This window comes from Pseudomonas sp. zfem002, from assembly GCF_032621685.1.
GTDB lineage: Bacteria > Pseudomonadota > Gammaproteobacteria > Pseudomonadales > Pseudomonadaceae > Aquipseudomonas > Aquipseudomonas japonica.
Genome location: NZ_JAVYJH010000037.1, coordinates 20524 through 46839, shown reverse-complemented (window position 1 = coordinate 46839; position 26316 = coordinate 20524). Strand labels below are relative to the sequence as shown.

Annotated in this window: 21 protein-coding genes; 17 read left to right on the top strand and 4 right to left on the bottom strand. The window is 66.5% G+C overall.

The genetic code is table 11. The features are described 5' to 3' along the window. Nucleotides 1-189: 189 nt before the first annotated feature. Complete coding sequence (locus RTI28_RS28395) at nucleotides 190-645, bottom strand: REP-associated tyrosine transposase (protein WP_316923568.1); 456 nt, start codon at nucleotides 643-645, stop codon at nucleotides 190-192. Nucleotides 646-832: 187 nt separating this feature from the next. On the opposite strand from RTI28_RS28395, the gene RTI28_RS28390 reads away from it, so the two are divergent. Further along, a complete protein-coding gene (locus tag RTI28_RS28390) occupies nucleotides 833-1312 on the top strand; it encodes a VOC family protein (RefSeq protein ID WP_316923567.1) in 480 nt (159 codons plus the stop codon). A 111-nt stretch (nucleotides 1313-1423) separates the two neighbouring features. Next, entirely contained in the window at nucleotides 1424-1813 is a 390-nt protein-coding gene (locus RTI28_RS28385) for a GFA family protein (protein ID WP_316923566.1), read from the top strand. A gap of 11 nt (nucleotides 1814-1824) precedes the next feature. On the opposite strand, the gene RTI28_RS28380 is transcribed toward RTI28_RS28385, so the two are convergent. After that, nucleotides 1825-3312, bottom strand: a complete 1488-nt coding sequence (locus RTI28_RS28380) for an MFS transporter (RefSeq protein WP_316923571.1) — start codon at nucleotides 3310-3312, stop codon at nucleotides 1825-1827. A 110-nt stretch (nucleotides 3313-3422) separates the two neighbouring features. On the opposite strand from RTI28_RS28380, the gene RTI28_RS28375 reads away from it, so the two are divergent. The 3 genes from RTI28_RS28375 (at nucleotide 3423) to RTI28_RS28365 (ending at nucleotide 6949) form a co-directional block, all read left to right on the top strand. Continuing rightward, nucleotides 3423-4301, top strand: coding sequence for a LysR family transcriptional regulator (locus tag RTI28_RS28375; protein WP_316923565.1), 879 nt, complete (start codon nucleotides 3423-3425; stop codon nucleotides 4299-4301). Between the two features lie 203 nt (nucleotides 4302-4504). Continuing rightward, nucleotides 4505-5530, top strand: coding sequence for a hypothetical protein (locus tag RTI28_RS28370; RefSeq protein ID WP_316923564.1), 1026 nt, complete (start codon nucleotides 4505-4507; stop codon nucleotides 5528-5530). A gap of 189 nt (nucleotides 5531-5719) precedes the next feature. Beyond that, on the top strand, nucleotides 5720-6949 hold the full coding sequence (locus tag RTI28_RS28365; protein ID WP_316923563.1) for an NADH:flavin oxidoreductase/NADH oxidase family protein: 1230 nt from the start codon (nucleotides 5720-5722) through the stop codon (nucleotides 6947-6949). Between the two features lies 1 nt (nucleotide 6950). On the opposite strand, the gene RTI28_RS28360 is transcribed toward RTI28_RS28365, so the two are convergent. Both RTI28_RS28360 and RTI28_RS28355 read right to left on the bottom strand, forming a co-directional pair. After that, nucleotides 6951-7799: a hypothetical protein gene (locus RTI28_RS28360; RefSeq protein ID WP_316923562.1), complete on the bottom strand. Its 849-nt coding sequence runs from the start codon at nucleotides 7797-7799 to the stop codon at nucleotides 6951-6953. Nucleotides 7800-7905: 106 nt separating this feature from the next. After that, nucleotides 7906-9012: an HNH endonuclease gene (locus RTI28_RS28355; protein ID WP_316923561.1), complete on the bottom strand. Its 1107-nt coding sequence runs from the start codon at nucleotides 9010-9012 to the stop codon at nucleotides 7906-7908. A gap of 369 nt (nucleotides 9013-9381) precedes the next feature. Between RTI28_RS28355 and RTI28_RS28350 the strand changes: the two genes are divergently transcribed. From RTI28_RS28350 to RTI28_RS28295, 12 genes are all read left to right on the top strand, one after another. Further along, nucleotides 9382-10971: an FAD-binding protein gene (locus RTI28_RS28350; protein ID WP_316923560.1), complete on the top strand. Its 1590-nt coding sequence runs from the start codon at nucleotides 9382-9384 to the stop codon at nucleotides 10969-10971. Next, the gene (locus tag RTI28_RS28345; protein ID WP_316923559.1) at nucleotides 10968-11354 is read left to right on the top strand and encodes a ferredoxin family protein; all 387 of its coding nucleotides are present in this window, start codon (nucleotides 10968-10970) and stop codon (nucleotides 11352-11354) included. The genes RTI28_RS28350 and RTI28_RS28345 overlap by 4 nt, the downstream gene beginning before the upstream one ends. Beyond that, nucleotides 11347-12039, top strand: a complete 693-nt coding sequence (locus tag RTI28_RS28340; RefSeq protein WP_316923558.1) for a peroxiredoxin-like family protein — start codon at nucleotides 11347-11349, stop codon at nucleotides 12037-12039. Before RTI28_RS28345 ends, RTI28_RS28340 begins: the two co-directional genes overlap by 8 nt. A 35-nt stretch (nucleotides 12040-12074) precedes the next feature. Continuing rightward, a complete protein-coding gene (locus RTI28_RS28335; RefSeq protein WP_316923557.1) occupies nucleotides 12075-13403 on the top strand; it encodes an LLM class flavin-dependent oxidoreductase in 1329 nt (442 codons plus the stop codon). A 598-nt stretch (nucleotides 13404-14001) separates the two neighbouring features. Further along, nucleotides 14002-14811 carry a class II aldolase/adducin family protein gene (locus RTI28_RS28330; RefSeq protein ID WP_316923556.1) on the top strand — a complete coding sequence of 270 codons (810 nt, stop codon included), beginning with the start codon at nucleotides 14002-14004 and terminating at the stop codon, nucleotides 14809-14811. Nucleotides 14812-15266: 455 nt separating this feature from the next. After that, a complete protein-coding gene (locus RTI28_RS28325; protein ID WP_316923555.1) occupies nucleotides 15267-17702 on the top strand; it encodes a TonB-dependent receptor in 2436 nt (811 codons plus the stop codon). Nucleotides 17703-17753: 51 nt separating this feature from the next. Then, nucleotides 17754-19073, top strand: coding sequence for an LLM class flavin-dependent oxidoreductase (locus RTI28_RS28320; RefSeq protein ID WP_316923554.1), 1320 nt, complete (start codon nucleotides 17754-17756; stop codon nucleotides 19071-19073). A gap of 151 nt (nucleotides 19074-19224) precedes the next feature. Continuing rightward, entirely contained in the window at nucleotides 19225-20820 is a 1596-nt protein-coding gene (locus RTI28_RS28315) for an ABC transporter substrate-binding protein (protein WP_316923553.1), read from the top strand. Nucleotides 20821-20823: 3 nt separating this feature from the next. Next, nucleotides 20824-21765: an ABC transporter permease gene (locus RTI28_RS28310; RefSeq protein WP_316923552.1), complete on the top strand. Its 942-nt coding sequence runs from the start codon at nucleotides 20824-20826 to the stop codon at nucleotides 21763-21765. After that, nucleotides 21762-22607: an ABC transporter permease gene (locus RTI28_RS28305; RefSeq protein ID WP_316923551.1), complete on the top strand. Its 846-nt coding sequence runs from the start codon at nucleotides 21762-21764 to the stop codon at nucleotides 22605-22607. Before RTI28_RS28310 ends, RTI28_RS28305 begins: the two co-directional genes overlap by 4 nt. Continuing rightward, a complete protein-coding gene (locus RTI28_RS28300; RefSeq protein ID WP_316923550.1) occupies nucleotides 22604-24214 on the top strand; it encodes an ABC transporter ATP-binding protein in 1611 nt (536 codons plus the stop codon). Before RTI28_RS28305 ends, RTI28_RS28300 begins: the two co-directional genes overlap by 4 nt. Before the next feature lie 345 nt (nucleotides 24215-24559). Continuing rightward, entirely contained in the window at nucleotides 24560-25936 is a 1377-nt protein-coding gene (locus RTI28_RS28295) for an MFS transporter (protein WP_316923549.1), read from the top strand. Nucleotides 25937-26316 lie beyond the last annotated feature (380 nt).

The window sequence follows — 26316 nt, the reverse complement described above, 5'->3', positions numbered from 1 at the left end:
AGGCGCCCGCTGCCTGAAAAAGCACCAGGACTGAAATATTGAGCGGGGTTTTCGCCAGCAACACCGGAGAGCTGTGTTGCTGGCGAAGCTATGTCTGGAGGAATCGTTTTTAAAAAAGTCCTCGAAGACAGTTGCTCCCACAAAGATCACTGCCAGACGCAGCATCCCGGCTCGCCACGATCACCCAGCTCAAAGCCACACCGCATCCCAGTGCGGATAATCCCCAACCCGCGACACCAGTCCGGCCCTCAAGGGATTGGCAACGATATACCGAGCCACGGCCACCACATCCTCATCCCGACGCAACGCCCGGTCATGAAATCCTGCCTGCCACAAAGGTCCGTTTCGGCCATGGCGCTTGTTGATCAGACAAGTGCTCCGACATTTCACCCGCCGCATCAGGGTCGCCAGTGAAACCGCTTTCAGCTCGACCAACCAGTGCACATGATCCGGCATCACCACCCAGGCCAAGGACCTGACCAGCTCGCAATCTTCGGCATAGCGCAACTGCTCGACCATCAACCTGGCCAAGGCAAAATCCGCGAATACCGGGTCGCGCCCCGCCACCGTGGTGGTCAACAGATACAACTGGCCCGGTATCGAAACCCGACCCCGGCGCAGCCGGTGGGAAGCGGGACTGTCCATGTCATGCTCCTGGCGAATGAACCCTCAAGGTAGAAAGCACAACCCGACAACGCCGCATTGCATTGAAACCGGACATGTCCCGACTGCAGGGCTTCGTGGGAGCGGGCGTTGCCCGCGATGAGGCCGAAAGGGGCACAGGATGATTCCGGGTCTAGACTCAACCCTTCCCACCCCGGAGCCCGCCATCATGACCCCGAAGAACACCATCTGCCTCTGGTTCGCCGGCGACGCCCTCGATGCCGCCACCTTCTACGCCGCCACCTTCCCCGACAGCCGGGTCATCGCCGCCCACCCCGCCCCCGGCGATTACCCCTCCGGCAAGCAGGGCGACATCATCACCGTCGAGTTCAACGTAATGGGCCTGCCCTGCCTGGGCCTCAACGGCGGCCCGATGTTCCAGCACAACGAAGCCTTCTCTTTCCAGGTCGCCACCGACGACCAGGCCGAGACCGACCGCTACTGGAACGCGATCATCGACAACGGTGGCGAGGCCAATGTCTGCGGCTGGTGCAAGGACCGCTGGGGCATTTCCTGGCAGATCACCCCGCGCCTGCTCACCGAGGCCATCACCCACCCCGACCCGGCCAAGGCCAGGCGTGCCTTCGAAGCAATGATGCAGATGGGCAAGATCGATATCGCCGGGATCGAGGCGGCGCTTGCGGATTAGGCAGGAACCGGTGGGAGCGCGCGTTGCCCGCGATGAGACCATGGGATCCGATAGAACCCCTGGCCTCGTACGCAGTCCCAAGACCACCCTCCCCGAAGAAAGGTGCCGGTCATGACCCCGATCAAAGGCGGCTGCCTGTGCGGCAACGTGCGTTTCCAGGCCAACGGCGAACCCTACCGGGTCGGTCTCTGCCACTGCATGGACTGCCGCAAGCACGTCGGCTCGGTGTTCAACGGCTCGGCGATTTTCCCGCAGGCTGCGGTGGAACTCAGCGGCCGCACCGCCGACTACAAGGGCCGGGTCTTCTGCCCCACCTGCGGTTCGCCGGTGCTGTCGCGCAGCGGCGACGAGATCGAGATCAACCTCGGCGCCCTGGACGAGCCTGACCGTTTCAAGCCCACCTATGAACTCTGGACGATCCGCCGGGAAAGCTGGCTGCCGGACTTCGGCCTGAAACGCTTCGAGCGTGACCGGCCGGGCAGCAGCCGCACCGAGGATTGATCCGCAACGCCCTAACCGGCAAGGCGCTTGCGCTCCACCGCGAAGCGCCGCACCAGCAGCGCCCCCAGCAACAACAGCCCGGCACACACCGCCATCACCACCAGGAAAGCCCCGTCGAACGCGCCTTTGGCCGCCTGCACCAGCGCTTGCGCCTGCTCGGGTTGCAGGTGCCGGGCCGCCAGCAGCGCTTCGTCCAGGCTGTCCAGCACCGTGGCCTCCACGGCCAGGCGCTGCATCGTCATGGCCGCCGTGTACACCACCGACAGCACGCTGCCGAGCAGCGCCACGCCCACCGCGCCACCGAACTCGTAGCAGACCTCCTCGATGGACGCCGCCATCCCCGCCTGCTCGGCCGGCACGCTGCTCATGATGGTGCTCGACGCCGCGGTAAAGGTGGCACCCAGGCCGACGCCCAGCAGCGCAAGAACCACCATCTGCAGCACGTTGCCGGCATCGTGGACCACCAGGTACAGCCCCATGCCGATCGCCGACAGCAGCATCCCCACCGACAGCACGGTCTTCGCCCCCAGGCGCGGCAGCATATGACCGGCCAGCGGCCCGGCGACGAAGGCGGCCAGGGGCAACGGCAGGATGAACAGCGCGGCCTCGAGCGGCGACAGGCCCAGCACCAGTTGCAGGCGCTGGGTGAACACCAGCTCCATGCCGATCAGCGTGGCGGCGGCGATCACCGCCGCGGCGACCGCGCAGGAGAAGCTGCGGTTGCGGAAGATCGCGAAGTCGATCAGCGGGTCGGCGCGCTTGCGCTGGCGGCGCACGAACAGCACGGCGAACACGCCGCCGATCAGCAGCGCGGCCAGCGCCGCCTCGAACGAGGGCTCGCGCTTGCCCGCTTCCTTGATCGCATAGGCAAAGCCGATCAGGCAGACCATCACCTGCAGCGAGCCGAACAAGTCCCATTGCCGCGCGGAGCGCACCACCGATTCCGGCACATAGCGCAGGGTCAGGAGCAGCGCCAGCAGCACTACCGGCACGTTGATCAGGAACACCGAGCCCCACCAGAAATGCTCCAGCAACACCCCGCCCACCACCGGGCCCAACGCCGCGCCGCCGGAGGCCACCGCCGCCCAGACGCCGATGGCGAAGGCCTGCTCGCGCTCGTCGTCGAAGGTCAGGCGAATGATCGACAGGGTCGCCGGCATCATCATCGCCGCGCCGATGGCCAGCACCGCGCGGGCCGCGATCAGCATCGCCGAGCTGGTGGAACAGGCCGCCGCCAGCGAAGCCAGGCCGAACACCAGCAGGCCCCAGATGAACAGGCGACGATGCCCGACGCGATCGCCCAGGGTGCCCATGCCCAGCAGCAGGCCGGCGCAGACCAGCGAGTAGATATTGATGATCCAGAGTTTTTCCGAGGCGCTCGCCGCCAGGGCTTCGGTCAGCAGCGGCAACGCCGTGTACAGCACGGTCATGTCGATCACGATCAACAGCAGCGCACTGGACACCACCGCCAGCACCAGCCAGCGCCGATAGCCGGCCATTCCCGTCGAGAGATTCATCGCTTCCTGTCCTTTGCCGCCTGAAAAAAGATCGGCACATTTTCCATCGGTGATAAGGTTGAATAAAGATAGGAACCATCGGAGATCCCGATATGAGCTTTTCACCCGATTCCCTCGAAGCCTTCGTCCAGGCCGCCAGCCTCGGCACCTTCAGCGCCGCCGCGCGGCGGCTGGGCAAAAGCCAGTCGACCATCAGCGAAGCCATCGCGCGGCTGGAGATCGACCTGGGCGTGGAGCTGTTCGACCGCAGCGCCAAGCTGCCGGTGCTCACCGACGCCGGGCACTCCTTGCTGCAGCGCGCCGATGACGTGCTGTCGGCCAGCGAACGCCTGCGCCAGGCCGCCGGCCTGCTCACCGCCGGGGTGGAATCGCGGCTGACCCTGGTCATCTCCGATGCCTACGACTCGCCGGATTTCCAGACGCACATGGTCAGCCTCGGCGAGCGCTATCCAGAGCTTGAATTCGAATGCGTGTTCGCCGAGTACAGCGATGCCCTGAACCTGGTCCGCACCGGTCGCGCGGCCCTCGGCATCGTCCCCTCGGAGCCCGACTACCCGCCGGAAATCGGCCATGTGACCTTGAGCGAGCAGGCCGAATTCGCCCTCTTCGTGGCTCACGACCACGCGCTGGCCAAGGCCGGTGCGCTGACCCGGGAAGTGCTCGCCGGCTACCGCGCCCTGCGCCTCAACACCCTCGACGACTCGCCGCAGCGCGGCCTGTTCCAGCTCGCCCGGCAACGCAGCTGGTCGGCGCCGAGCTACCTGATCCTCATGGAACTGGCCACCCAGGGCTTCGGCTGGGCGATCCTGCCGCGCTGGATGGTGCGCACCTACGCCGCGCAGATGCTGGTGGAGCTGGACATGCCGGGCTGGCCGCGGCGTTATCCGCTCGACCTGGTGTGGTCCAAGCAGCGCTCGCTGGGACCGGCGGGGGCGTGGTTGAAGGAGGCGTTGAGGGTGAGGTCGAGTTAACGAGAATTGCTGAGCCCTGGATAATCCGATCGGCTGTTTTTGCGGTTGCGTTTTTCAACAGAAAGATCGAATCTTGCCGAGGATGGCAATGAGCCATTTAGTACTGTGGTTGCGGTTGGCAGATTCATGATGTCGGAGGACATGCCATAACACTGGCGAGCACTGTACCGGTGAAAAATGGACTTTCAGCCTATGGAGGCTCGATGAACAGAATAATCTTGACCTTGATCTTTCTCGGCTCGGCGACAGGATGTTCAACCTATCAAGGGCCCGGTAAAGCACTCGATTGGAACGACCTCAACCCACCTCAAAGCGGAGCCTTGGGGCGAGCCATCATGGATGGAAACGGCGTGCTCGGCGAACAGGTGGTCTCTCTGACATCGAACTCGATCCTGATCAGTGACTCAGCGGTAAAATACGAAACGAAAAACTATTCGCAACTCGGCAGTAGCGCTGAACTACAAATCAAAGCAGTAGCCGCAAACCTCGGTTATGAATATCAGGGCTCGAACTCTTCACTTTCTCGCGAACTGAAAGTCGCCAGCATCCAGACCATAAAGGATGTCGAGGAAGTCAATAAAATCTTCGTTTACCAGTGCCTGGTGGCGGGGAGTTATGAATTCGTCGCCAAGAGTCTCAACACCGCAAACGCATCACTCGATGCGGCGAAGAGCCAATGGGCAAAAGGGTTGGGAATCGCCTCGGCCAATATCAATCTATCGTCGAAGCCGGACGACCACGACTCGATCACTGTCAGTGTCGCCAGTCCCAACGTTTGCCTGAGTTACAAGTCCGCGGAATACAAGGAACAGCGCGGACTGTTCGGCTGGTTCGGCCCCGAGGTACGAAACATTCCTGGCCCGAATCAGGCCTCCAGTTTCACGCTGTCCAATGGATCCTACTCAAACCGTGCCTACCCGGATATCAAAGACCTGCATGGCGGAAATCAACCTGCCCTGCGCTTGAAGTACGCTGTCGCGGAAAATGCTGCTGCGAATCTCTATGTCTGTACTCAACTCGCATCGAGTTCAGGCGCCGAAAAATGTCTACCGCTGCGCAAAGGAGACGATGGCCTCTGGCAAGGCGCGCATTCGGTAGGCCGGTTCTGGACGACCAACAACGACTTGTTCGTCGTCTACTTGAACCTCGACTCCCGCCTCACCGAACAAGGTATCGCCGTGATCAACCCGCGGCTTGAGGTCAGCCAGTACAAGTTGACGATTCGCTGAAAATCGGAAAATCGAAGCGTCCTCGAGTGCATCGCGTGTTGAGGCGAACCCGCGCTACGACTTCTGAGCCCCTCCTGTTCGCGCAGCCGGTCGAGCACCCGCTGCGCGCTCCCCACGCAAAGCAAAGTGCTTGACCTTAAAGTTCACTTTAAGGCTACGGTTGGCCCATCACCAACCGAGGCACCGTCAATGAACCTGTTCGATCCCCTGTCCCTGCCCAATGGCTCGATCATCCCCAACCGTCTGGCCAAGGCCGCCATGGAAGAAAACCTGGCCGACGCCGAACACGCGCCTTCCGCAGCGCTGCTCCGCCTCTACCAGGCCTGGGCCGAAGGCGGCACCGGCCTGCTGATCAGCGGCAACGTGATGATCGATGGCCGCGCCATGACCGGTCCCGGCGGCGTGGTGCTGGAGGATGCGCGGCAGCTGCAGCGCTTTCGCGACTGGGCGCGAACCGGACAGGCCCGGGGCGCGCAGTTCTGGCTGCAGCTCAATCATCCCGGGCGGCAGATGCCGGCCAATCTCGGCCAGCCAACCTGGGCGCCGTCGGCAGTACCGTTGGCGCTGGGCAACCTGTCCAGGCACTTCGCCCTGCCGCGGGCCATGGACGAAGACATGATCGCCGAGGTGATCGAGCGCTTCGCCAACAGTGCCCGCCTGGCCGAACAGGCCGGTTTCGACGGTGTGCAGATCCACGCCGCCCATGGCTACCTGCTCAGCCAGTTCCTCTCGCCGCTGAGCAACCAGCGCAGCGATCGCTGGGGTGGCTCGCTGGACAATCGCGCGCGCCTGCTGCTGGAGGTGGTCAAGGCGGTGCGCGCCGTGGTCTCGCCGCGCTTCGCCGTGGCGGTAAAACTCAACTCCGCGGACTTCCAGCGCGGCGGCTTCAGCGCCGAGGATGCCCGCGCCGTGCTGCAGCGCCTCAATGGCCTGGCGGTGGACCTGGTCGAGCTGTCCGGCGGCAGCTACGAAGCGCCCGCCATGCAGGGCGATGCCCGCGACGGCCGGACCCTGGCCCGCGAGGCCTACTTCATCGAATTCGCCCGGGACCTGAAGGAGGTGGCGACGATGCCGCTGATGGTCACCGGCGGCATCCGCCGCAAGCCGGTCGCGGAACAGGTGATCGCCTCCGGCGTGGCCATGGCCGGCATCGGCACCGCCCTGGCCCTGGAGCCCGAGTTGCCCAGGCACTGGCGCGAAGGCCACGACAGCGCCCCGGTGCTGCGCCCGATCACCTGGAAGAACAAGGTCCTGGCCTCGATGGGCAATATGGCCGCGGTGAAATTCCAGCTGCACCGCCTGAGCCGCGGGCGCAGCGCCAAGGCGGACGTTTCGCCGGCCTGGGCGCTGCTGCTGCAGCAACTGTGCGCGGCACGGCGTGCGCGTCGTTATCGGCGCTGGGTGGCGGACGCCAGGTGATTCACGCCGAGACGGTGAAGGTCTGCTCGAAGAACTGCCGGCTCTGCTCCAGGGGGACCCGTGCACGGCTTGCCAGCATCTCTTCCCAGCGCTGACACATCTGCGCATTGCGCGGATCGTTCAGGGTGCTGCCATCGACGCGCAAGGTGGCCTTGCGGTAAGTGAAGGCGAACGGGAAGATCTCCGCCGACCGGCAGTTGCGGTACAGCATCCTGTCGTGAGTCGGGAAGCCGAGCAGGTAGATATCGGCACTGCTGGACAGTTGCCAGCCACCGGCGGCGTCACGTACCGGGCGGTAGCTGAGCGCAACATGGTAGGTCTCGACGCTGCCCCAGTCTGTGTCGGCCTGGCGATGGATCTGCTCGCCGATCGCCGCGCTGAAGTCGGCGAAGACCGCGCCCGACGGACCGCGCGAGGCCCCCTCGACGAGAATCTCCTGCAGCGCCCGGCTCAGCTCGTAGCCATGCAGGGTCTGTTCGAAGCCGAACGTCTGGAACATCGCCTGCTGGTAGAACGGCGCCGGCAGGTATCGCAGCGGCTCCCACCAGTTCTCGGCCCTCGTCCATTCCCTTGGCTCGCGGGAATAACGGCGTTCGAGCCAGGCGCAGGCCATTTCCACCGCGCCTTCCAGGAACGGGCGCTGACGCTGGTACTGCTCGCGAATCAGCTGCTTCTGCGCGTCGCTGGCCTGATCCGGCAGTTGCCCGACAAAGCGCATCGCCGTACCCACGGTGCCGTCCTGCGGTTCGAAGAACCCGGCGGACTGTGCCTTGCCGGTCAGTTTCACAGTGGGGCCGGGGAAAAACTCCGCCTGCCCGCTCAACAGTTCATCACTAACGCGCTCGTTCATGTGCTCTCTCCCTGAGTCCGGGAAATCGTCGATGGGGCGTTCACTATAGCCGGGGGATTGCAATATGCCATCACTCCGTCCTGACCATCGTCGAGCGCTTCAACGGTCAGCCCTGAAACACCTGCTCGCGGTGATACTTCAACTGCTCCGCCACACCGTCCGGCACCAACCGCAAGGGCTGCGGCAACCCCAGCGCCTGGCGGTGGGCCGGGCTGAGCCAGCGTGACAGGAGCATCCCACCGCGCTCGTCGAAACTGATCAGGCCGCGGTAGAACAGCACATCCAGATTCGCCGCCAGCAACAGGCCATTGCTGCTGTCCAGGCGCTCAGCCGCCGTCGCCTCGGCCCAGGGCTTGATATGCGAGGCGCGCAGCACCTCGGTGCAGGCCAGCCCGGTCACCGCGCAGGCCCCGCCCCAGACCTGCAGCAGGTCCTCGCGGAACTTGCCGCGACCGCGGCGTGCCTGGATGTTGGTCAGCAGGTCGGTGACCGGTTCGCCGCCTTCGAGCAACGCATCGCGATCCGAGGCCGCCAGCGGCTCGGTCGGCGCGCAGTGGATGGCGTCGATCAGCCGCGTCCACTTCTCGCCACGCTGGGCTTCGGGAACGGCGTCCATGATCCGGCCGACCAGGGCCAGGTCGAGTTCGGTATGGCTGGCCGAGGTGCTCAGCAGCTTCTGCGCGCCGTCCAGGGTGCGTGGATCGAGGGTCACCGGCTCGTCGAACCAGCAGAAGTAGTCCTCGGGGCAGATCCAGCTGGGGATGCGGTGCAACTGCTGCTTCCAGTTGCGCATGAAGTAGTGACGATCGTCCTCATGCAGGCGCCGTACCTTGGTGACCGCCCAGGCCTCTTCCCACAGGTCCTGGAGCGACAGCTTGTCGGCAATCTCCTGGCGCTGGGCTTGCAGGCGTTCGTCGAACAGGCCCACGGCATTGCCGGCGATACCCACCAGCTGGACGATGCCATTGTGCGCGGCGGTCATGAACACGAAGGTCTGCCCGGCATGCTCGACCAGCGGCGCGGCGCCCAGCCCTTCGGTATGGAACACCCGGTAGCGCTGGTTGCCGCGACGCAGCAGGAGCCGCGGGGAGTTGTTCCATTCTTCGTGACCGTAGCCGTTTTCCCGGGGATAACCGCTGGTGGCGAAGCCGCCGGAGGGCGCGGTGTAGTGCTTGGTGTTCCAGAAAACCGGTTTTTGTACGAATAACGCCATTAACCTTTTATCCCTGTATCAGCCGCCTGTGGGGGTGCGGGTTCTCGTTGTGGGCGGATGATATCAAAAAGACTGCAGGCAGATAGCAACGCTGCGGGGCATTTGTGCTGGGCACAAATCCTTGCGGGGACTGGCTTGCCGGCAGCGGGCTCATCGCTGGCAAGGCATTCCCACAGGGCAAGCGCAAGGCATCAGAAAATGAACGAAAGTAATTTTACAGAACATAAAAATACACAAATCACATAATTAGCTTAGAACCAAAAAGCCTTTCCCTCGCCCCGTTACCCCGGCATATCGTCTGCTTCAGACCCGACCCCACTCCCGGCGGAGGCTGTCCCCCACGACTGTCTCCAAGGAGAGTGCGCATCCATGATTCCTCTGTTTCACAATGCCCCCGCCCCGCTGCGGCTGCAGGCCGACGTACTGGTGATCGGCGGCGGCCTGGCCGGCACCTGGGCGGCGGTGGCCGCGGCGCGCAAGGGCGCGAAGGTGGTGCTGGCGGAAAAAGGCTTCTGCGGCACCAGCGGCGTGACCGCCACTGCCGGCCCCGGCCACTGGTGGGTACCACCGCAGCAACGCGCCGCCGCCATCGACAAGCGCGTGGCCAGCGCCGCCGGCCTGGGCGATGAACGCTGGATGGCACGAATCCTCGACACCACCTGGCAATCGCTGCCGCAACTCGACCGCCTCTATCACTTCCCTCTCGACGACCAGGGCAGCAAGCAGTATCGCGCCCTGCGCGGCCCGGAATACATGCGCGCCATGCGCCAACTGGCGCTGGAACACCAGGTCACCCTGCTGGACCAGAGCCCGGCCTTGGAACTGCTGCAGAGCGAAGCCGGTGACCTCGCCGGCGCCCGTGGCTGGCAACGCCAGGCCAAACGGGAGTGGCGGGTCGACGCCGCGGCGGTGGTACTCGCCACCGGCGGCTGCGGTTTTCTCTCGCGCCTGCTGGGCAGCCAGACCAACACCGGCGACGGTTACCTGATGGGCGCGGAGCTCGGCGCCGAACTGTCGGGCATGGAGTTCTCCAGCTACTACTGCATCGCCCCGGCCGGCAGCACCATGACCCGCTCGATGGTCTACACCTTCGGCCGCTATTTCGATGCCGCCGGCCGCGAGCTGGATATCGCCCAGGGTCCGACCTTCAATGACGAACTGGCCCGGGCCCTGCTGCAAGGCCCGGTGTTCTGCCGCCTCGACCGGATCCCGCAGCACATCCGCGAGCGCCTGCCCTATGTCCAGCCGAACCTGATGCTGCCGTTCGACCGCCAGGGCATCGATCCCTATCGCGACAAGTTCCAGGTCACTCTGCATGGCGAAGGCACCATCCGCGGCATCGGCGGCCTGCGGGTACTCGACGACGACTGCCAGACCAGCGTGCCCGGGCTGTTCAGCGCCGGCGACGCGGCCAGTCGCGAAGCCGTGACCGGGGCGATCTCCGGCGGTGGCGCGGTGAATTCCTCCTGGGCCCTGTCCAGTGGGCAGTGGGCCGGCGCCGGGGCTGCGCGGCACGCCCTGGCGAAACGGCGCAACCGTACCGTGATACGTACCGTAGCACGGTACGGCGTTCTGCCGGTTGGCCGTGCCGGCCACGATTACCGCGAGACGATCCGCGCCGTGCAGGACGAGCTGCACCCCTACGACAAGAACCTGTTCCGCAACGGCACCCAGCTACAGCGTTCGCTGGCGGTCCTGGATGACCACTGGGACCGTCTGCGCGCTCAACGCAGCGTCGCCGATCCCACCGCGCTGCTGCGCTGGCGCGAGACCGCGGCGCTGCTGGCCAGTGCCCGCTGGTGCTATGCCAGCGCCTTGGCGCGCAAGGAGAGCCGCGGCATCCACCAGCGCGAGGACGCGCCGGTGCAGTCCAGCCGCTTCGACGCCCACCTGCGCAGCGGCGGCTTCGACAGTCCCTGGGTGCGCCACGACCCGGTGCGCGCGGAGGTGCCGGCATGATCGAACTGATCTTCAGCGAGCGCTGCACCGGCTGCACGCGCTGCGTCGCGGTATGCCCGAGCAACGTCCTCGCCCTTGGCGACGACGGCAAGCCGCGCATCGCCGACCAGGCCGCCTGCCAGACCTGCTTCATGTGCGAGCTGTACTGCCACAGCGACGCGCTCTACGTACACCCGGACTGCGAGCAGGCGGTCAGCCTCGACCCGGCACAGATTCTCGCCAGCGGCCTGCCCGGCCAGTACCGCCGCGACTCCGGCTGGGACGAATGGGCCGCCGAGCCGCGCTACAGCAACCAGCACTGGCGCATGGAGAGCATCTTCGCCCTCGCCCGGGAACTCGCGCCCCCTTCCCCTCCCACCGACACAGGAGCTCGCCATGAGTGAATCCCTCAACCACCTGCTGGCCGAACTGCACGCCGAACGCCAGCGCACCTGGGCCCCGCAGGCCCTGCAAGTGAACATCGAGCAGCGCCAGCGCCTGGTGGCCGAAGCCGATCCGCAGCGTTTCATCAAGGCCGGCGATATCGTCGAGCCGTTCGAGCTGCTCAAGGTCGAAGGCGGCAGCCTCGATCTCGATCAGTTGCTGAGCAAGGGCCCGGCGGTGCTGGTGTTCTTCCGCTTCGCCGGCTGCCCCGCCTGCAACATCGCCATCCCTTATTACGAGCGCAATCTGCAACCGGCCCTGCGCCGGCGTGGCGTGCCGCTGGTGGCGATCAGTCCGCAGGTGCCGGAGCGCCTGGTGGAAATCAAGGACAAGCACCAACTGACCCTGCAGGTCGCCAGCGACAAGGACAACGCCCTCGGCCAGCGCTTCGGCGTGCTCTACAGCTTCGACGAAGCCTCGCGCCAGGCCGCGCAGGCCAAAGGCAGCAGCATCGGCGAGATCACCGGCACCGGCACCTGGGAGCTGCCGCAGCCCACGGTGGTGGTGATCGGCCGCGACCGCCGCGTGCAGTTCGCCGAGGTCAGCCCGGACTGGCTGGTGCGCAGCGAGGCGCAGCCGATCATCGACGCGGTGGACGCCGCGCTGGATGCCGACAGCCTGCTGGTGCGTCACGCCTGGGCCTGATTTCCCCTTCTTCTTCTCTCGACAGGACGCGAACCATGAGCACACGACAACTGCACCTCGGCGCCATCCTCACCGGCGTCGGCACCGATCAGCAGGAATGGCTGGACCCGCAGATTCCCGGCAATGCCAGCATCGATATCGACTGGTACAGGCAACAGGCCCGCGCGGCGGAAGCGGCGAAGTTCGACTTCGTCTTCATCGTCGACAGCCCCTACATCACCCCCGATTCGGCGCCGCACTTCCTCAATCGCCTGGAGCCGCTGACCCTGCTCTCGGCACTGGCCGGGGCCACGGAGAAGATCGGCCTGGTGGCGACCCTGACCACCTCCTACACCGAACCCTTCAACGTCGCCCGCCAGTTCGCCTCGCTGGACCAGATCAGCCATGGCCGCGCCGGCTGGAACGTGGTCACCACCGGACTGGAAGGCGCCGCCGGCAACTTCGGGCGCGAGCAGCACATCGACCACGGCGAACGCTACCGCCGCGCCCACGAGCATGTGGCAGTGGTCCAGGGGCTGTGGGATTCCTACGAGGACGATGCCTTCCCGCGGGACCGCGCCAACCGGCGCTTCCTCGACCCGGCCAAGCAGCATCGCCTGGACCATCGCGGCGAATTCTTCTCGGTGACCGGACCGCTGAACATTTCCCGTTCGGCGCAGGGTCAGCCGGTGCTCTTCCAGGCTGGCGTGTCGGAGTCGGGGCGCGGGCTGGCGGCGCAGATCGCCGAGGGTATCTTCGCCGGCGTCGACAATTTCGAGGACGCCCGCGAGTACTACGCCGATATCAAGCGCCGCGCCGCCGAGGCCGGGCGTGATCCGGAGCGGGTCCTGGTGTTTCCGGGGATCTCGCCGATCATTGCCGACACCGACGAAGAAGCGCAGGCGATCCTCGCCCGGCGCAGCGGCGAGCTGGATCTGCACAAGGCCCTGGTGCAACTGGGGCGGCCGTTCAACTACCACGATTTCAGCCAGTACGACCTGGATGCGCCCTTCCCTGAGCTGGGCGACCTGGGCAGCAACGGCTACCGCGGGCATGCCGAGAAGATCAAGCGGGTGGCCAGGGAACAGGGCCTGACCCTGCGCGAGACCGCACTGCGCTTCGCCCGGCCGTTCACCGGCTTCGCCGGTTCGGCGCTGAGCGTGGCCAACGAGATCGAGCGCTGGTTCCGCGACGGCGCGGTGGATGGCTTCAACGTGCACGTCGGCGCGCCGGCGGCGTTTGCCCGGTTCACCGATGAGGTGTTGCCGATCCTGCGCGAGCGGGGGTTGTTCCGTGGGGAGTATGCTGGGGCGACCTTGCGCGATCACCTGGGGCTGGAGGTGCCGGTGAATCGGCATAGTGTGAAGGCGGCTGAGGTGGCCTGAGTTCGATATTTGCTGGGGCCTTTCGGGCCCCATCGCTGCGTGGGTATCAACACATTTTTGAAGGTTTGCCGGGGAGCCGCGTCAAGGCCGCCAGGTGCCTGCCTTGAGTCTTGCAGCGCCCTCCAGATCGAGCGCCGCCCGCGCGGCGCATCGCGGATGAATCCGCTCCCACATTTGTTGCAACGTACCTATGCCTGACAGGCCATAGTTGACCGCCTTTTGGGTTCGACTCGATATCGAGTCGAACCTGACAGCCTCCCCGCGATACATCGCCGAAAAAACAAAGGCTGACAACCCAAATCCCACAGGCCATGGCACGTTGCAACAAATGTGGGAGCGGATTCATCCGCGATGCGCCGCGCGGGCGGCGCTCGATCTGAAGGGCGCTGCAAGGCGAAAGGCAGGCACCCACCACCGAAAATCGCCCACAAAAAATGCAATATTTAAATATCCACAAGATTTTTTATTCTTAAAAATAATAATAAAAATAGATCGAAACGGTATTTCTTCCCGCCCCTCCCCCCTTGCTACAGTCCCTCCAGACCCGACCCCTCGCACGGTGGAGGCGCACTTTTCGACCCACCTGCGAGTACCCGTGATGAGCCATAGCATCGCCAGCCTGCCGAACCACAACAACCGCCTGAAACTGAGCGCCCCACCCGTTCTCGAAGACCTCCACGCCGAACGCCTGCAGCGCAAGCAGCGCCTCGCCGCGTCCTATCGCCTGTTCGCCGAACTGGGTTTCGAAGTGGGTCTGGCCGGGCACTTCACCGCCCGCGATCCAATCGACACCGACCACTACTGGATCAACCCGCTGGGCGTGCCGTTCTCGCGCATCCGCAGCAGCGACCTGCTGCGGGTCAACGGCCAGGGCCAGGTGGTGGAAGGCGACGGCCTGCTCAACACCAGCGCCCTGGAGCTGCACTACGAACTGCAACGGGCCCGCCCGGAGGTGGTCGGCATCGCCCACCTGCACGGCTTCCATGGCCGCGTCTGGTCGTCCCTGGGCCAGCTGTTCCAGCCGATCACCGCCGAGTCCTCCGCCTTCGTCGGCGAGCAGGTGCTGTTCGACCGCCACGCCCTGCGCGACGCCAACGGCAGCCTGCTGCAGGACCGCGACGCGGTGGCCCAGGCATTCGTGGAGACCTTCGCGCAGAACAACCTGCTGGTCTGGCAGAACCATGGCCTGTGGGTCACCGGGCAGACCGTGGAAAGCGCCGCCTGGCGCTTCATCCTCGCGGACGACACCGCCCGCGCTCACCTGCTCGCCTTCGCCGCCGGCCAGCCACGCATCCCCGACCTCGGCGAGGACAGCTTCAGCCCGGCCCAGCGCGAGCTGTTCGGCTGGCTGAACTTCCTGCCCTTATGGGACCGCATCGTCGCGCAACAGCCCGACCTGCTGGATTGAGGGGTGATGGCTATGGGGCTTGCCTTGAGATTTGCAGCGTTCATGAAATCGCGCGCCGTCCGCACGGCGCTTCGCGACGGTTCGGCGCCCCGACAAGCTCGCTCTCACAGTTTGTTGCAACGAACCTATGTCTGATAGACCGCCATTGACCGTCTTGTGCGTTCGACTCGATACCGAGTCGAACCCAACAGCTTACCCCCGATGCATCGCAGTAAGACAAAGGCTGACAACCCCAATCCCACAGGCCATGGCGCGTTGCAACAGACTGTGGGAGCGAGCTTGTCGGGGCGCCGAACCGTCGCGAAGCGCCGCGCGGGCGGCGCTCGATCTCAAGGACACCACAAAACTATCGCCGAGCCCGGCCGCGCCCGCACACGCTGAACACCACCACCAATGAGAGCCCGTTCGACCACACATCCAGGGCCTGACTGCCAATCGCTCACCCAGGAACCGTCATGAAGTCCGTATCTACCCCGCTGTCCATGGCCCCGGCGCTGCTCGCCGGCTTTCTCTTCACCCCGCTGGCGCTGGCCGCCGACGATACCGCGCTGGGCACGGTGATCGTCACCGGTTCGCGCGGCAGCGAAGTGCGTACCGTCACCACCAGCCCGGCACCGATCGACGTGATCGACAGCAAGCAACTGGAACAGACCGGCGCCTCCAGCCTGCGCGGCGCCCTGCAGAAGACCCTGCCGTCGTTCTCCCAGCGTCCCTCCGGCACCTCCAACGACAGCATCGCCCGTCCCTACAGCCTGCGTGGCCTCAACGGCTCCAACGTGCTGGTACTGGTCAACGGCAAGCGCCGGCACAACAGCGCAGTGATCAACCTCGACACCACCGCCGCCTACGGCACCAACCCGGTGGACCTGGACCTGATCCCGATCAGCGCCATCGACCATATCGAGGTGCTGCGCGACGGTGCGTCGGCGCAGTACGGCTCCGACGCCATCGCCGGGGTCATCAACATCATCCTCAAGCAGCACGACAACGGCGGCTCGGTCAGCACCCAGTACGGCGAATACTACGAGGACGGCGACGGCGGCAACCTGCGTCAGACCCTCAACCAGGGCCTGGCCCTGGGCGACAGCGGCGGCTTCTTCAACTATGCGCTGGACGCCAAGTCGGTACAGACCGCCACCCGCGCGCGAGACGCCACCGGCAACCTGTACTTCGCCGGCGATCCACGCAACGCCACGGCCGACCGCCATGTGCAGAAGAACGGCCTGCCGAAGATCAAGGCGCTGAACCTGTCGTACAACGCCGAACTGCCGGTCAGCGACGACCTGACCCTGTATTCCTTCTCCACCTTCAGCAAGCGCGATGCCCGCGGCGGGCAGAACTACCGGCGGCCCAACTCGACCAACATCATTCCCGAGATCTACCCGGACGGCACCGCGCCGTTCTACACCCTCGAAGAAACCGACTACCAGGCGGCCGCCGGCGGCAAGGGCGAAATCGCCGAATGGCACTGGGACCTGAGCTCGACCTTCGGCCGCGACAAGGGCCAGGCCGGTGCCGACGAGACCCTCAACGCCTCCCTCGGCCCGTCCAGCCCGACCCGTTTCGACACCTACACCAACTACTTCGACCAGTGGACCAACAACCTCGACCTGACCCGTGCCTTCGAGGTCGGCCTGAGCAAGCCGCTGCAAGTGTCCTGGGGCCTGGAACACCGCCACGAGCGCTACAAGACCGAGTCGGACGATCCGCTGTCGTGGATCAACGGTGGCTATATCTACCCCCGCGGGCCGCTGGCCGGACAACCCGGTTCGGTGGGCGCCCAGGGCGCGATCACCCTGACCCCGGAAGACGCCGGCCAGGCCAGCCGCAACAGCTACGCCAGCTACCTCGACGTCGGCCTCAACCCCACGGAAAAACTCTACCTGGGCGCCGCCGCGCGCTTCGAAAAATACGACGACAGCAGCGGCAACACGCGCAGCGGCAAGCTCACCGCGCGCTACGACTTCACCCCGGCCTTCGCCTTGCGCGGCACCATCAGCAATGGCTTCCGCGCACCGTCGCTGTCGCAGTCGGTGTATGCCCAGACCGCCAACCAGTACACCACCGTCAACGGCGTCTCGCAGTTCGTCGAAGCCAAGACCGCGCGGGTCGACTCGGCCCTGGCCCGGGCCCTCGGCGCCGAGGACCTGACCCCGGAGAAATCGCGCAACATCAGCCTCGGCCTGACCTGGCAGCCGCTGCCCCAGGCCAGCGTGACCCTCGATGCCTACCAGATCGAGATCCGCGACCGCATCGCCCTCACCGGCTTCCTCTACGGCAACGGCGTCGACCAGGCCCTGGTCGCCAACGGCTACAAGCCCGGCTACCGCATCAAGTACTTCACCAATGCCGCCGACACCACCACCCGCGGCATCGACCTGGTGGCCGACTACCGGGTCGACTACGGCCGCTTCGGCCAGGTCAAGTACGGCATCGGCGCCAACTACAACAAGACCGAGATCGACGACATCAAGGAAACCCCGGCCGCGCTCAAGGCCGCCGGCAACAGGCTGGAACTGTTCGACCGCGTCGCCCAGAGCTACCTCACCGTCGCCAACCCGAAGACCAAGCTGATCCTCAGCGCCAACTGGCAGATCGAGCGCTTCACCATCAATGCCGCGCTGACCCGCTACGACAAGGTCACCTGGGTCGACGCCAACCCCAACTACGACGTGACCTTCGGCGCCAAGTGGCTGACCGACCTGGAAGTGGCCTATGCCCTGACCGACAACTTCGACATCGCCGTGGGCGCCAACAACCTGTTCGACGTGCGTGCCGACAACGCCGGCTACCCGGCCGGCGACGTCAACGGCTTCCCGAAATTCGGCTCGATCTCGCCGTTCGACCCCTATGGCGGCTTCTGGTACACGCGCATCGCCTACAACTTCTGACCCCACCGACCACCGCGCCCGCCGTCAGCGGCGGGCGCCAGGAGCAGCATCATGAGTCAAGGCCAGCTCATTCTCGGCGCCTTCATCCCCGGGACCCTCAGCGGCAGCGCCTGGCGCCTGCCGGAAGCCCCGCTGGACACCTTCAGGAGCCTGGAGCACTACCAGTACATCGCGCGCAAGCTGGAAGCCGGGCGCTTCCACTCGCTGTTCTTCAACGACACCCTCGACGTCAAGCTCGACCTGGCCCTGCAGCGCGGCCCCAACAGCGTGCGCTGGGACCCGCTGATCCTGGCCCCGGCGCTGGCCACCAGCACCCGCCATATCGGCCTGATCGCCACCGCCAGCACCACCTACAACGAGCCCTACAACGTGGCGCGCAAGTACGCCTCGCTGGACCAGCTCACCGGGGGCCGCGCCGGCTGGAACCTGGTCACCTCCCTGGGCGGCGGCGAGAACTTCAACCGCCAGGACCACGTCGAGCACGATGACCGCTACGCCCGCGCCGAGGAGTTCTACGACGTGGTCAGCGGCCTGTGGGACAGCTGGGCCGACGACGCCTTCGTCCAGGACAAGGCCAGCGGCACCTGGCTGGATATCGACAAGCTGCATGTGCTCGCGCACCAGGGCGAGCACTTCCAGGTACGCGGCCCGCTCAACGTGGCGCGCTCGCCCCAGGGCCATCCGGTAGTGGCCCAGGCCGGGGCCTCGGTGGCCGGCAAGCGCCTGGCGGCGCGGGTCGGCGAGCTGATCTTCACCGCCCAGCACACCCTCGCGCAGGGCCTGGCCTTCTATGAGGAAACCAAGCAGGCCGCCGCCGGTTTCGGCCGCGGGGCCAACGAGCTGAAGATCCTCCCCGGCGTATCCCCGGTGGTGGGCAAGACCCTCGCCGAAGCCCAGGCCAAGTACGACCGCCAGCAGGAGCTGCTGGAACCCAAGGCCTTCCTCAGCTCGATCTCGAAGTTCGTCAGCCTCGGCTACGACCTCTCCGAACTGCCCTTCGACGACGTGGTGCCGCTGCCCCCGGACACCTTCACCACCAACACCCACCAGAGCCGGCAGCAACTGGTGTTCGACCTGATCCGCCGCGAGCGCCCGACGGTGCGCCAGTTGTTCAACCAGCTCACCTCCGGCGGCCACCGCATCCTCATCGGTACGCCGCAGAGCATCGCCGACGACCTCCAGGCCTGGTTCGAGGCCGGTGCCGCCGATGGCTTCAACATCATGTTCAGCGGCCTGCATTCGGCCATCGACGACTTCGTCGACGGGGTGGTCCCGGAGCTGCAGCGCCGCGGCCTGTTCCAGCGCGAGTACGCCGGTACCACGCTGCGGGAAAACCTCGGCCTGCCCTACCGCGCCAACCGGTTTTTCTAGGCTCTGTACGAAATGTATTCGAGCGAAGGCCAGGCAAGGCGAAAACGGGCGAGGAAGCGGAGTTTACTGGAGTAAATGAGCATTCCGAGCCCGTTTTCAACGCAGCATGGGCGAGCTCGGATGCATTTCGTACAGAGCCTAAGGAGTATTCATGATTCGACCCCTTGCAATCCTGGCCCTGAGCGTGGCGCTCGCTGGCTGCGACGGCACCCCCGAGCAGCAGAACACCGCCGGCACCCCGGCCCAGCCACGGCACGGCGGCGTGCTGCGGGTGGCCTTCGACGGCGACCCGAACTGCATCGACCCGCAACAGGCCGGCAACAACACCGCACTGAACGTCGGCCGGCAACTGGTGGACTCACTCACCGACCAGGACCCGCAGAGCGCCGAAATCGTGCCCTGGCTGGCCGAACGCTGGGAAATCAGCGACGACTCGCGGCAGTTCACCTTCCACCTGCGCGAAGGCGTGACCTTCAGCGATGGCAGCGTGCTGGACGCGGCGGCGGTCAAGGCCAACTTCGAGGCCATCGTCGCCCTCGGCGCCCTGGCCCAACTGGCCGGCACCTACCTGGCCGGCCTGGAATCGGTGCAGGTGACCGGCCCGCTCAGCGTGCGCATCACCTTCAAACAGGCCAACGCCCAGTTTCTCCAGGCCAGTTCGACCATGAGCCTGGGCCTGCTGGCACCGGCCACCCTCGCGCGCTCCGCGGAAGAACGCTGCCAGGGTGCGCTGGTCGGCTCCGGACCGTTCACCGTGGACAGCTTCACCCACAACAAGCAGGTCAGGCTGCAGGCGCGCAGCGACTACGCCTGGCCGTCGTCCCTCGCCGGACACCAGGGCCGCGCCTGGCTGGATGCGATCGAATTCCACATCCTGCCGGAGTCGGGCGTGCGCCTGGGCAGCCTGCTGTCCGGGCAGATCGAGGTGAACACCAGCGTGCCGGTGCAGGACGAAGCCGTGCTCGACGCCCAGGGTGTGCCGGCGATCAACCGGCCCAATCCCGGGATCGTCTTCAACCTCACGCCGAATGTCTCGCGGCCGCCGCTGGACGAACTGGCGGTGCGTCAGGCACTGAACAAGGCCATCGATCGCCAGCAACTCCAGGGGGTGATCTCGCGCTACCAGAAACCCGCCTCCTCGGTGCTGGCCAGCAGCACGCCGTATTACCAGGACCTGAGCGCGCGCCTGGCCTACGACCCGCAAGGCGCCGCGCGCCTGCTCGACCAGGCCGGCTGGCACAGCGGCGCCGATGGCTGGCGCCAGCGCGACGGCAAGCGCCTGAGCTTCACCCTCGACTACTGGCAGGCCACCACCCCGGTGCTGGAGCTGGTGCAGCAGCAGTTGCGCCAGGTCGGCATCGAACTGCGCCTGAACAAATCCACCATCGGCCAGGTCATCCTGCAGCAGACCTCGCTGGACTACGGCCTGTGGTTCTTCAACCTGACCCGCGCCGACCCGGATGTACTGCGCACGGTGTTCCTCTCCACGGGACGCAACGTCAACGTGCGCGGCCCGGCGGCGCTGGACCAGGTGCTGGTGGATTCCGCGGCGAGTCTCGACGGGCAGAAACGCGGCGCGCTGATCGCCCAGGCCAGCGCCGAACTGCTCGATCAGGGCTACGTGATCCCGCTGGTGGAGGCCGCCACGGTCACCGCCATGCGCGATGTGGTGCGCGGCCTGCACTACGAAGCCTCGACCCGCCTGCAGTTCTACGACACCTGGCTGGCGCAGCCCGGGAGCCTTTGAGCCATGACCACTTTCTCCCGTACCTTGCTCTGGCGCCCGGCCCAGGCCGCGCTGGTCCTGTGGGCGGCGTTCAGCCTGTCGTTCGCCATTCTCTACGCGCTGCCGGGCGATCCGGTGGCGATCCTCCTGGCCCAGAGCGGCGAACCCGGCGCGGTCGACCCGGCCAAGGTCGCCGAGCTGCGTGCTCGCTATCACCTCGACGGCAGCCTCTGGCAGCAGTACGGCGGTGCCTTGTGGCGGGCGCTGCAGCTCGACCTCGGCATCTCGCTGCAGACCGGCAAGCCGGTGACCCAGGCCCTGGCCGCTGCCCTGCCGGCGACCCTGGCCCTGGCCCTGGCTGCGCTGCTGGTCGCCCTGCCGCTGGGCATCGCGGTGGCGCTGCTGGCTCATCACTGGCGCTCGCCGCTGCTGCACAACGCCCCGGCCGTGGTGGTGTCGCTGCCGACCTTCTGGGTTGGGCTGCTCCTGCTGCAGTTGTTCAGCTTTCGCCTGCACTGGCTGCCGGCGATGGGCGAGCACGGCCTGGCCAGCCTGGTCCTGCCGGCGCTGACCCTGGCCCTGCCCTGCGCGGCGATGATCGCCCAGGTGCTCGGCCGATCGATCGCCAGCGTCAGCCAGCAGCCGTTCGTCCAGGCCCTGCGCAGCAAGGGTGTGGGGCCCTGGCGCCTGCTGTGCCGGCATATCCTGCACAACGCAGCGATCCCGGTCCTGAGCCTGACCGGCAGCCTGCTCGGCAACCTGCTGGCCGGTGCGGTGGTCACCGAGACCGTGTTCTCCCGCGACGGCGTCGGCCGCCTGGCCCAGGCCGCCGTGGCCAGCCAGGACATCGCCGTGGTCCAGGGCGTGGTGCTGCTGGCCGCGGCGCTGTATGTGCTGAGTAACCTGCTGGTGGATCTGATCTATCCACGCCTCGATCCACGCATGCGCCAGGGAGGTCAGGCATGACCCTGCAGTCGATTACCGCGCTGGCCCGTCCCGCGCGGCTCTGGCCCGGGTTTCCCGTGGCGCTGAGCCTGACCCTGTTCCTCGTTCTGCTGGGCTGGGCCTTGTGGCCCGGGCTGTTCAGCCACGTCGATCCGCTGCTGGCCGACCCGACCCAGACCTTGCAGGCGCCGTCGGCGCGGCACTGGTTCGGCACCGATCACCTCGGTCGCGACCTGTACAGCCGCTGCGTGCATGGCGCGGCGCTGTCGTTGCAGGCCACCGGGCTTGCCGTGCTCATCGCCCTGGTGGTCGGCAGCCTGCTCGGCGGTATCGCCGGCTGGTTCGGCGGCGTCGCCGACCGCGTGCTGGCGGTGCTGGTGGAAGTGCTGATGGCGATCCCCGCGCTGCTGCTGGCCATGGCCATCGTCACCGCCCTGGGCTTCGGCACCGTGGAGATTGCCCTGGCGGTGGGCCTGTCGTCGGTGGCGATATTCGCCCGCCTGGCCCGTGGCGAGGTGCTGCGCTGGCGCAGCCGGGTCTTCGTCGAAGCGGCGCGGGTGGTGGGGGTCGGCTCGTGGAGCAACCTCTGCCGGCATGTCCTGCCCCACGCCAGCGGGCCGCTGCTGGCCCTGGCCGCGCTGGAATTCGCCAGCGCCGTGCTGGCGGTGTCGGCGCTGAGCTTTCTCGGCTTCGGCGCACCGCCGCCGCAACCGGAATGGGGCCTGCTGATCGCCGAAGGGCGCAATTACCTGGTGGTCGCCTGGTGGTACACCACCCTGCCGGGCCTGGTGGTGGCCGGCCTGGTCCTCGCCACCCAGCAACTGGCCCGTGGCCTGCAACGCCTTCAGGGAGAACAGCCATGAGTGAGCCTCTGGTACGCATCCGCCAGTTCGGCGTGCACTACCCGGGTGCGGCGCAGCCTGCCGTGCAGGCGCTGGACCTGGACATCGCTGCCGGCGAAATCGTCTGCCTGGTCGGCGAGTCCGGCTCGGGCAAGTCCACCACCGCCGCCGCCCTGGCCGGGCTACTGCCCGCCAGCGCGCGCCAGCAAGGCCAGCTGTGGCTCGACGGCCAGGCCCTGGAGCAGCTCGACGAGCGCCAGTGGCGCCAGCGCCGGGGTCGCCTGGTGGGCTTCGTGCCGCAGGATCCGGGCACCTCGCTGGACCCGGTGAAGACCATCGGCGAGCAGGTCGTCGAAGCCATGCGCGTGCATGGCATCGCCCTGGCCGACGCCCGTGCGCGGACCCTGGCGCTGCTGCGCGAGGTGGGGCTGAAGGCGCCGGAGCAGTTGCTCGGGCGCTATCCCCATCAATTGTCCGGGGGCATGTGCCAGCGCGTGCTGATCGCCATCGCCCTGGCCAACGACCCGCCGCTGCTGATCGCCGACGAACCCACCAGCGCCCTCGACGTCAGCGTGCAGCGGCAGATTCTCGATCGCCTGCAACAGCTGGTGCGCGAGCGCGGCAGCAGCCTGCTGCTGATCACCCATGACCTGGCAGTGGCTCTGGACCGTGCCGATCGCATCCTGGTCATGCGCCATGGCCGCCTGCTGGAAAGCGGCACCCCGGCGCAGTTGTGGCATGCGCCGCGGCATCCCTATACCCGGCAACTGTTGCAGGCCTCGCCGCTGGCGCGTTTGCAGCAGCGCCGCGGCACACCGCCGCCAAACCGGGATGCCCCTTTGCTGCAAGTGACCAGCCTGAACCGGCGTTTCGCGCGCAAGGGGCCGGCGGCGGTCGAGGACGTCAGCTTCAGCCTGCAACGGGGCACCACCACCAGCCTGGTGGGTGAGTCGGGTTCGGGCAAGTCGACCACGGCGCGGATCATCCTCGCCCTGGAGCAGGCCAGTGCCGGCAGCGTGCGTTTCGACGGCATGGAGGTCCTCGGCGCGGGGCGCCGCGCCTTGCACGGTTATCGGCGGCGGGTGCAGCTGGTCTATCAGAATCCCTATGCCGCCCTCGATCCGCGGCATGACGTGCTGAGCATCGTCAGCGAACCGCTGCGGGCCTTCGCCGTTGGCGAGCGGCGCGATGATCGCCGGCGGGTGCTGGCGTTGCTCGAGCGGGTCGGCTTGCCTGCCGACCTGCTGGAGCGGCGCCCGGCGCAGCTGTCCGGCGGCCAGCGCCAGCGCGTCGCGATTGCCCGTGCGCTGGCGCTGGAGCCGGAGCTGCTGGTGCTGGATGAGCCGCTGTCGGCGCTGGATGCACCGGTGCAGGCGCAGGTGCTGGATCTGTTGCAGCAGTTGCAGAAGGACCTGGGGCTGACCTACCTGTTCATCTCCCATGACCTGGCCACGGTGCGCGGGATCAGTGACCAGGTGCTGGTGATGAGCCAGGGCCGGCTGGTGGAGGCCGGGCCGACCGAACAGGTGTTCGAGCGGCCGGCGAGCGCGTATACGCGGCGGTTGCTGGAGGATATGCCGGGGCGGTTGGTAGCGGAGGATGAGGGGGGGCGGGTGGTTAGTTTGTAGGTTTTGGGGGTTTTGGTTTTTTGTTGGGGGGCTGGCGGGATGGTGGGTCATGGCGGCCAGGCGCATGCCGGAAGGTTATCTGTGTCCTCAAGATCGAGCGCCGCGCGGGCGGCGCTCGATCTCAAGGGCGCCAGAAGGGTGTCGTCATGCACCACCCGGGCACCACAAACCTCAAGACAAGCCCTCCTCGCAACATTCCAAAAACTGATAACAAACAACAAAAAACATGCACAAAAACATCATTAGCTTAGACCGGAAAAATCTTTCACAGCCGCCCCACGCCCCCCTATCGTCAGCCCACCCGTCCCCGCACGGACCGCTTTCGACCGCACAGGATTGCTCCGGATGTCCGCTTCCCGCCCCAACCCCTGGCTGGCCCTGACCGGGGTCGCCATCGCCAGTTTTCTCGGCTGCATCGACTTCACCATCGTCAACACCGCCCTGCCCGCCCTCAGCGGCGAGCTGGGCATCGCCCTGGACCAGGCGCAGTGGCTGATCACGGTCTTCGTCATGGCCCTGTCCGCGTTCATGGTCAGCGCCGGGCGCCTGGCCGATCTGTTCGGCCGGCGGCGGGTGATGCTGATCGCCATGGCGCTGTTCGGCCTCGCCTCGCTGGCCGCCGGCTTGAGCCACAGCCTCGCGGCGCTGGTGTTCTGGCGGGTGATCCAGGGACTGTCCTGCGCGGTGCTGTACACCGCCTCCACGGCCATCGTCGGCAACGCCTTCGACGAGGCCCGGCGCGGCCGCGCCATCGGCCTGCTGTTCAGCGCCAACGGCCTGGGCCTGGCCATCGGCCCGGTGGCCGGCGGCCTGCTGGTGGCGAGTCTGGGCTGGCGCTGGGTGTTCCTGCTCAATGTGCCGCTGATCGCCCTCGGCCTGCTGCTGTGCTGGCGACATGTGCGCGAATCCGCCGCCGAATGCCCCGTCCAGCGCCTCGACCTGCCCGGCCTGGCCCTGCTCGGCCTGACTCTGCCGCTGTGGGTCCTGCTGCTGGTGCAAGGCGGCAGCTGGGGCTGGGCGTCGCCGCTGGCCCTGGCTGTGCTGGCTCTGGCGCTGGTGCTTTCGGGCCTTCTGCTGTGGGTCGAGCGCCGGGTCGCGGCGCCCTTGCTGCGTTTCGACTTTCTGGCCAGGCCGGCCTTCACCGGCGCCTGCCTGGCGACAGGCGGGCTGGCCTTTTTCTACTGCCCGGCGTTTCTCCTGATGCCACTGTATCTGCAGGAGGTGCGCGGGCTCGGCAGCGCCAGCGTCGGTCTGTTGCTGCTGCCGACCACCGCGGTGCTGGCCCTGCTCTCGCCCTGGGCCGGACGCTGGGCGGACCGCCACGGCACCCGCCCGGTGCTGCTGGCAGGCTTCGCCCTGTTGACGGCCTCGGCCCTGTTGCAGGCCAATTTCCAGGGTTTCAGTTCATGGACGCTGGTGATCGCCGCCTTCGCCCTGATGGGCGCCGGCTGGGCCTGCATCCTCGGACCGTCCACCGTGGCGGCGATCGGCGCGGTGTCGACCGCGGACGCCGGCGTGGCCATGGGCATGTCGTGGACCCTGCACAATCTCGCCGGTGCCCTGGGCCTGGCGCTGACGGCGGCGCTGTTCCAGCAGGTTGGCGGTGCGTTGTTGCCGGGGTATCACGGGACCATGGTGCTGCTGGCGGGCGTCAGCGCGGTGGTGTTGCTGTTGTTGCTGCTGTTGCCTCGCGATAACCGGGTCGTCACCAGCGTGGCGTGAACGCGATCAGATGCTGCCAGGTGCCTGGCTTGAGCCTTGCAGTGCCCTCAAGATCGAGCGCCGCCCGCGCGGCGCATCGCGGATGAATCCGCTCCCACATTTGTTGCAACGTACCTATGTCTGTCAGGCCATGGTTGACCGCCTTGTTGGTTCGACTCGATACCGAGTCGTGCCCAACAGCCTCCCCGCGATACATCGCCGAAAAAACAAAGGCTGACAACCCAAATCCAACAGGCCATGGCACGTTGCAACAAATGTGGGAGCGGATTCATCCGCGATGCGCCGCGCGGGCGGCGCTCGATCTGGAGGGCGCTGCAAGACTCAAGACGGGCACCTGGCGGCCTTCATGCGCTTCCCCGCCAGACCGTCAAAGTTGTGTA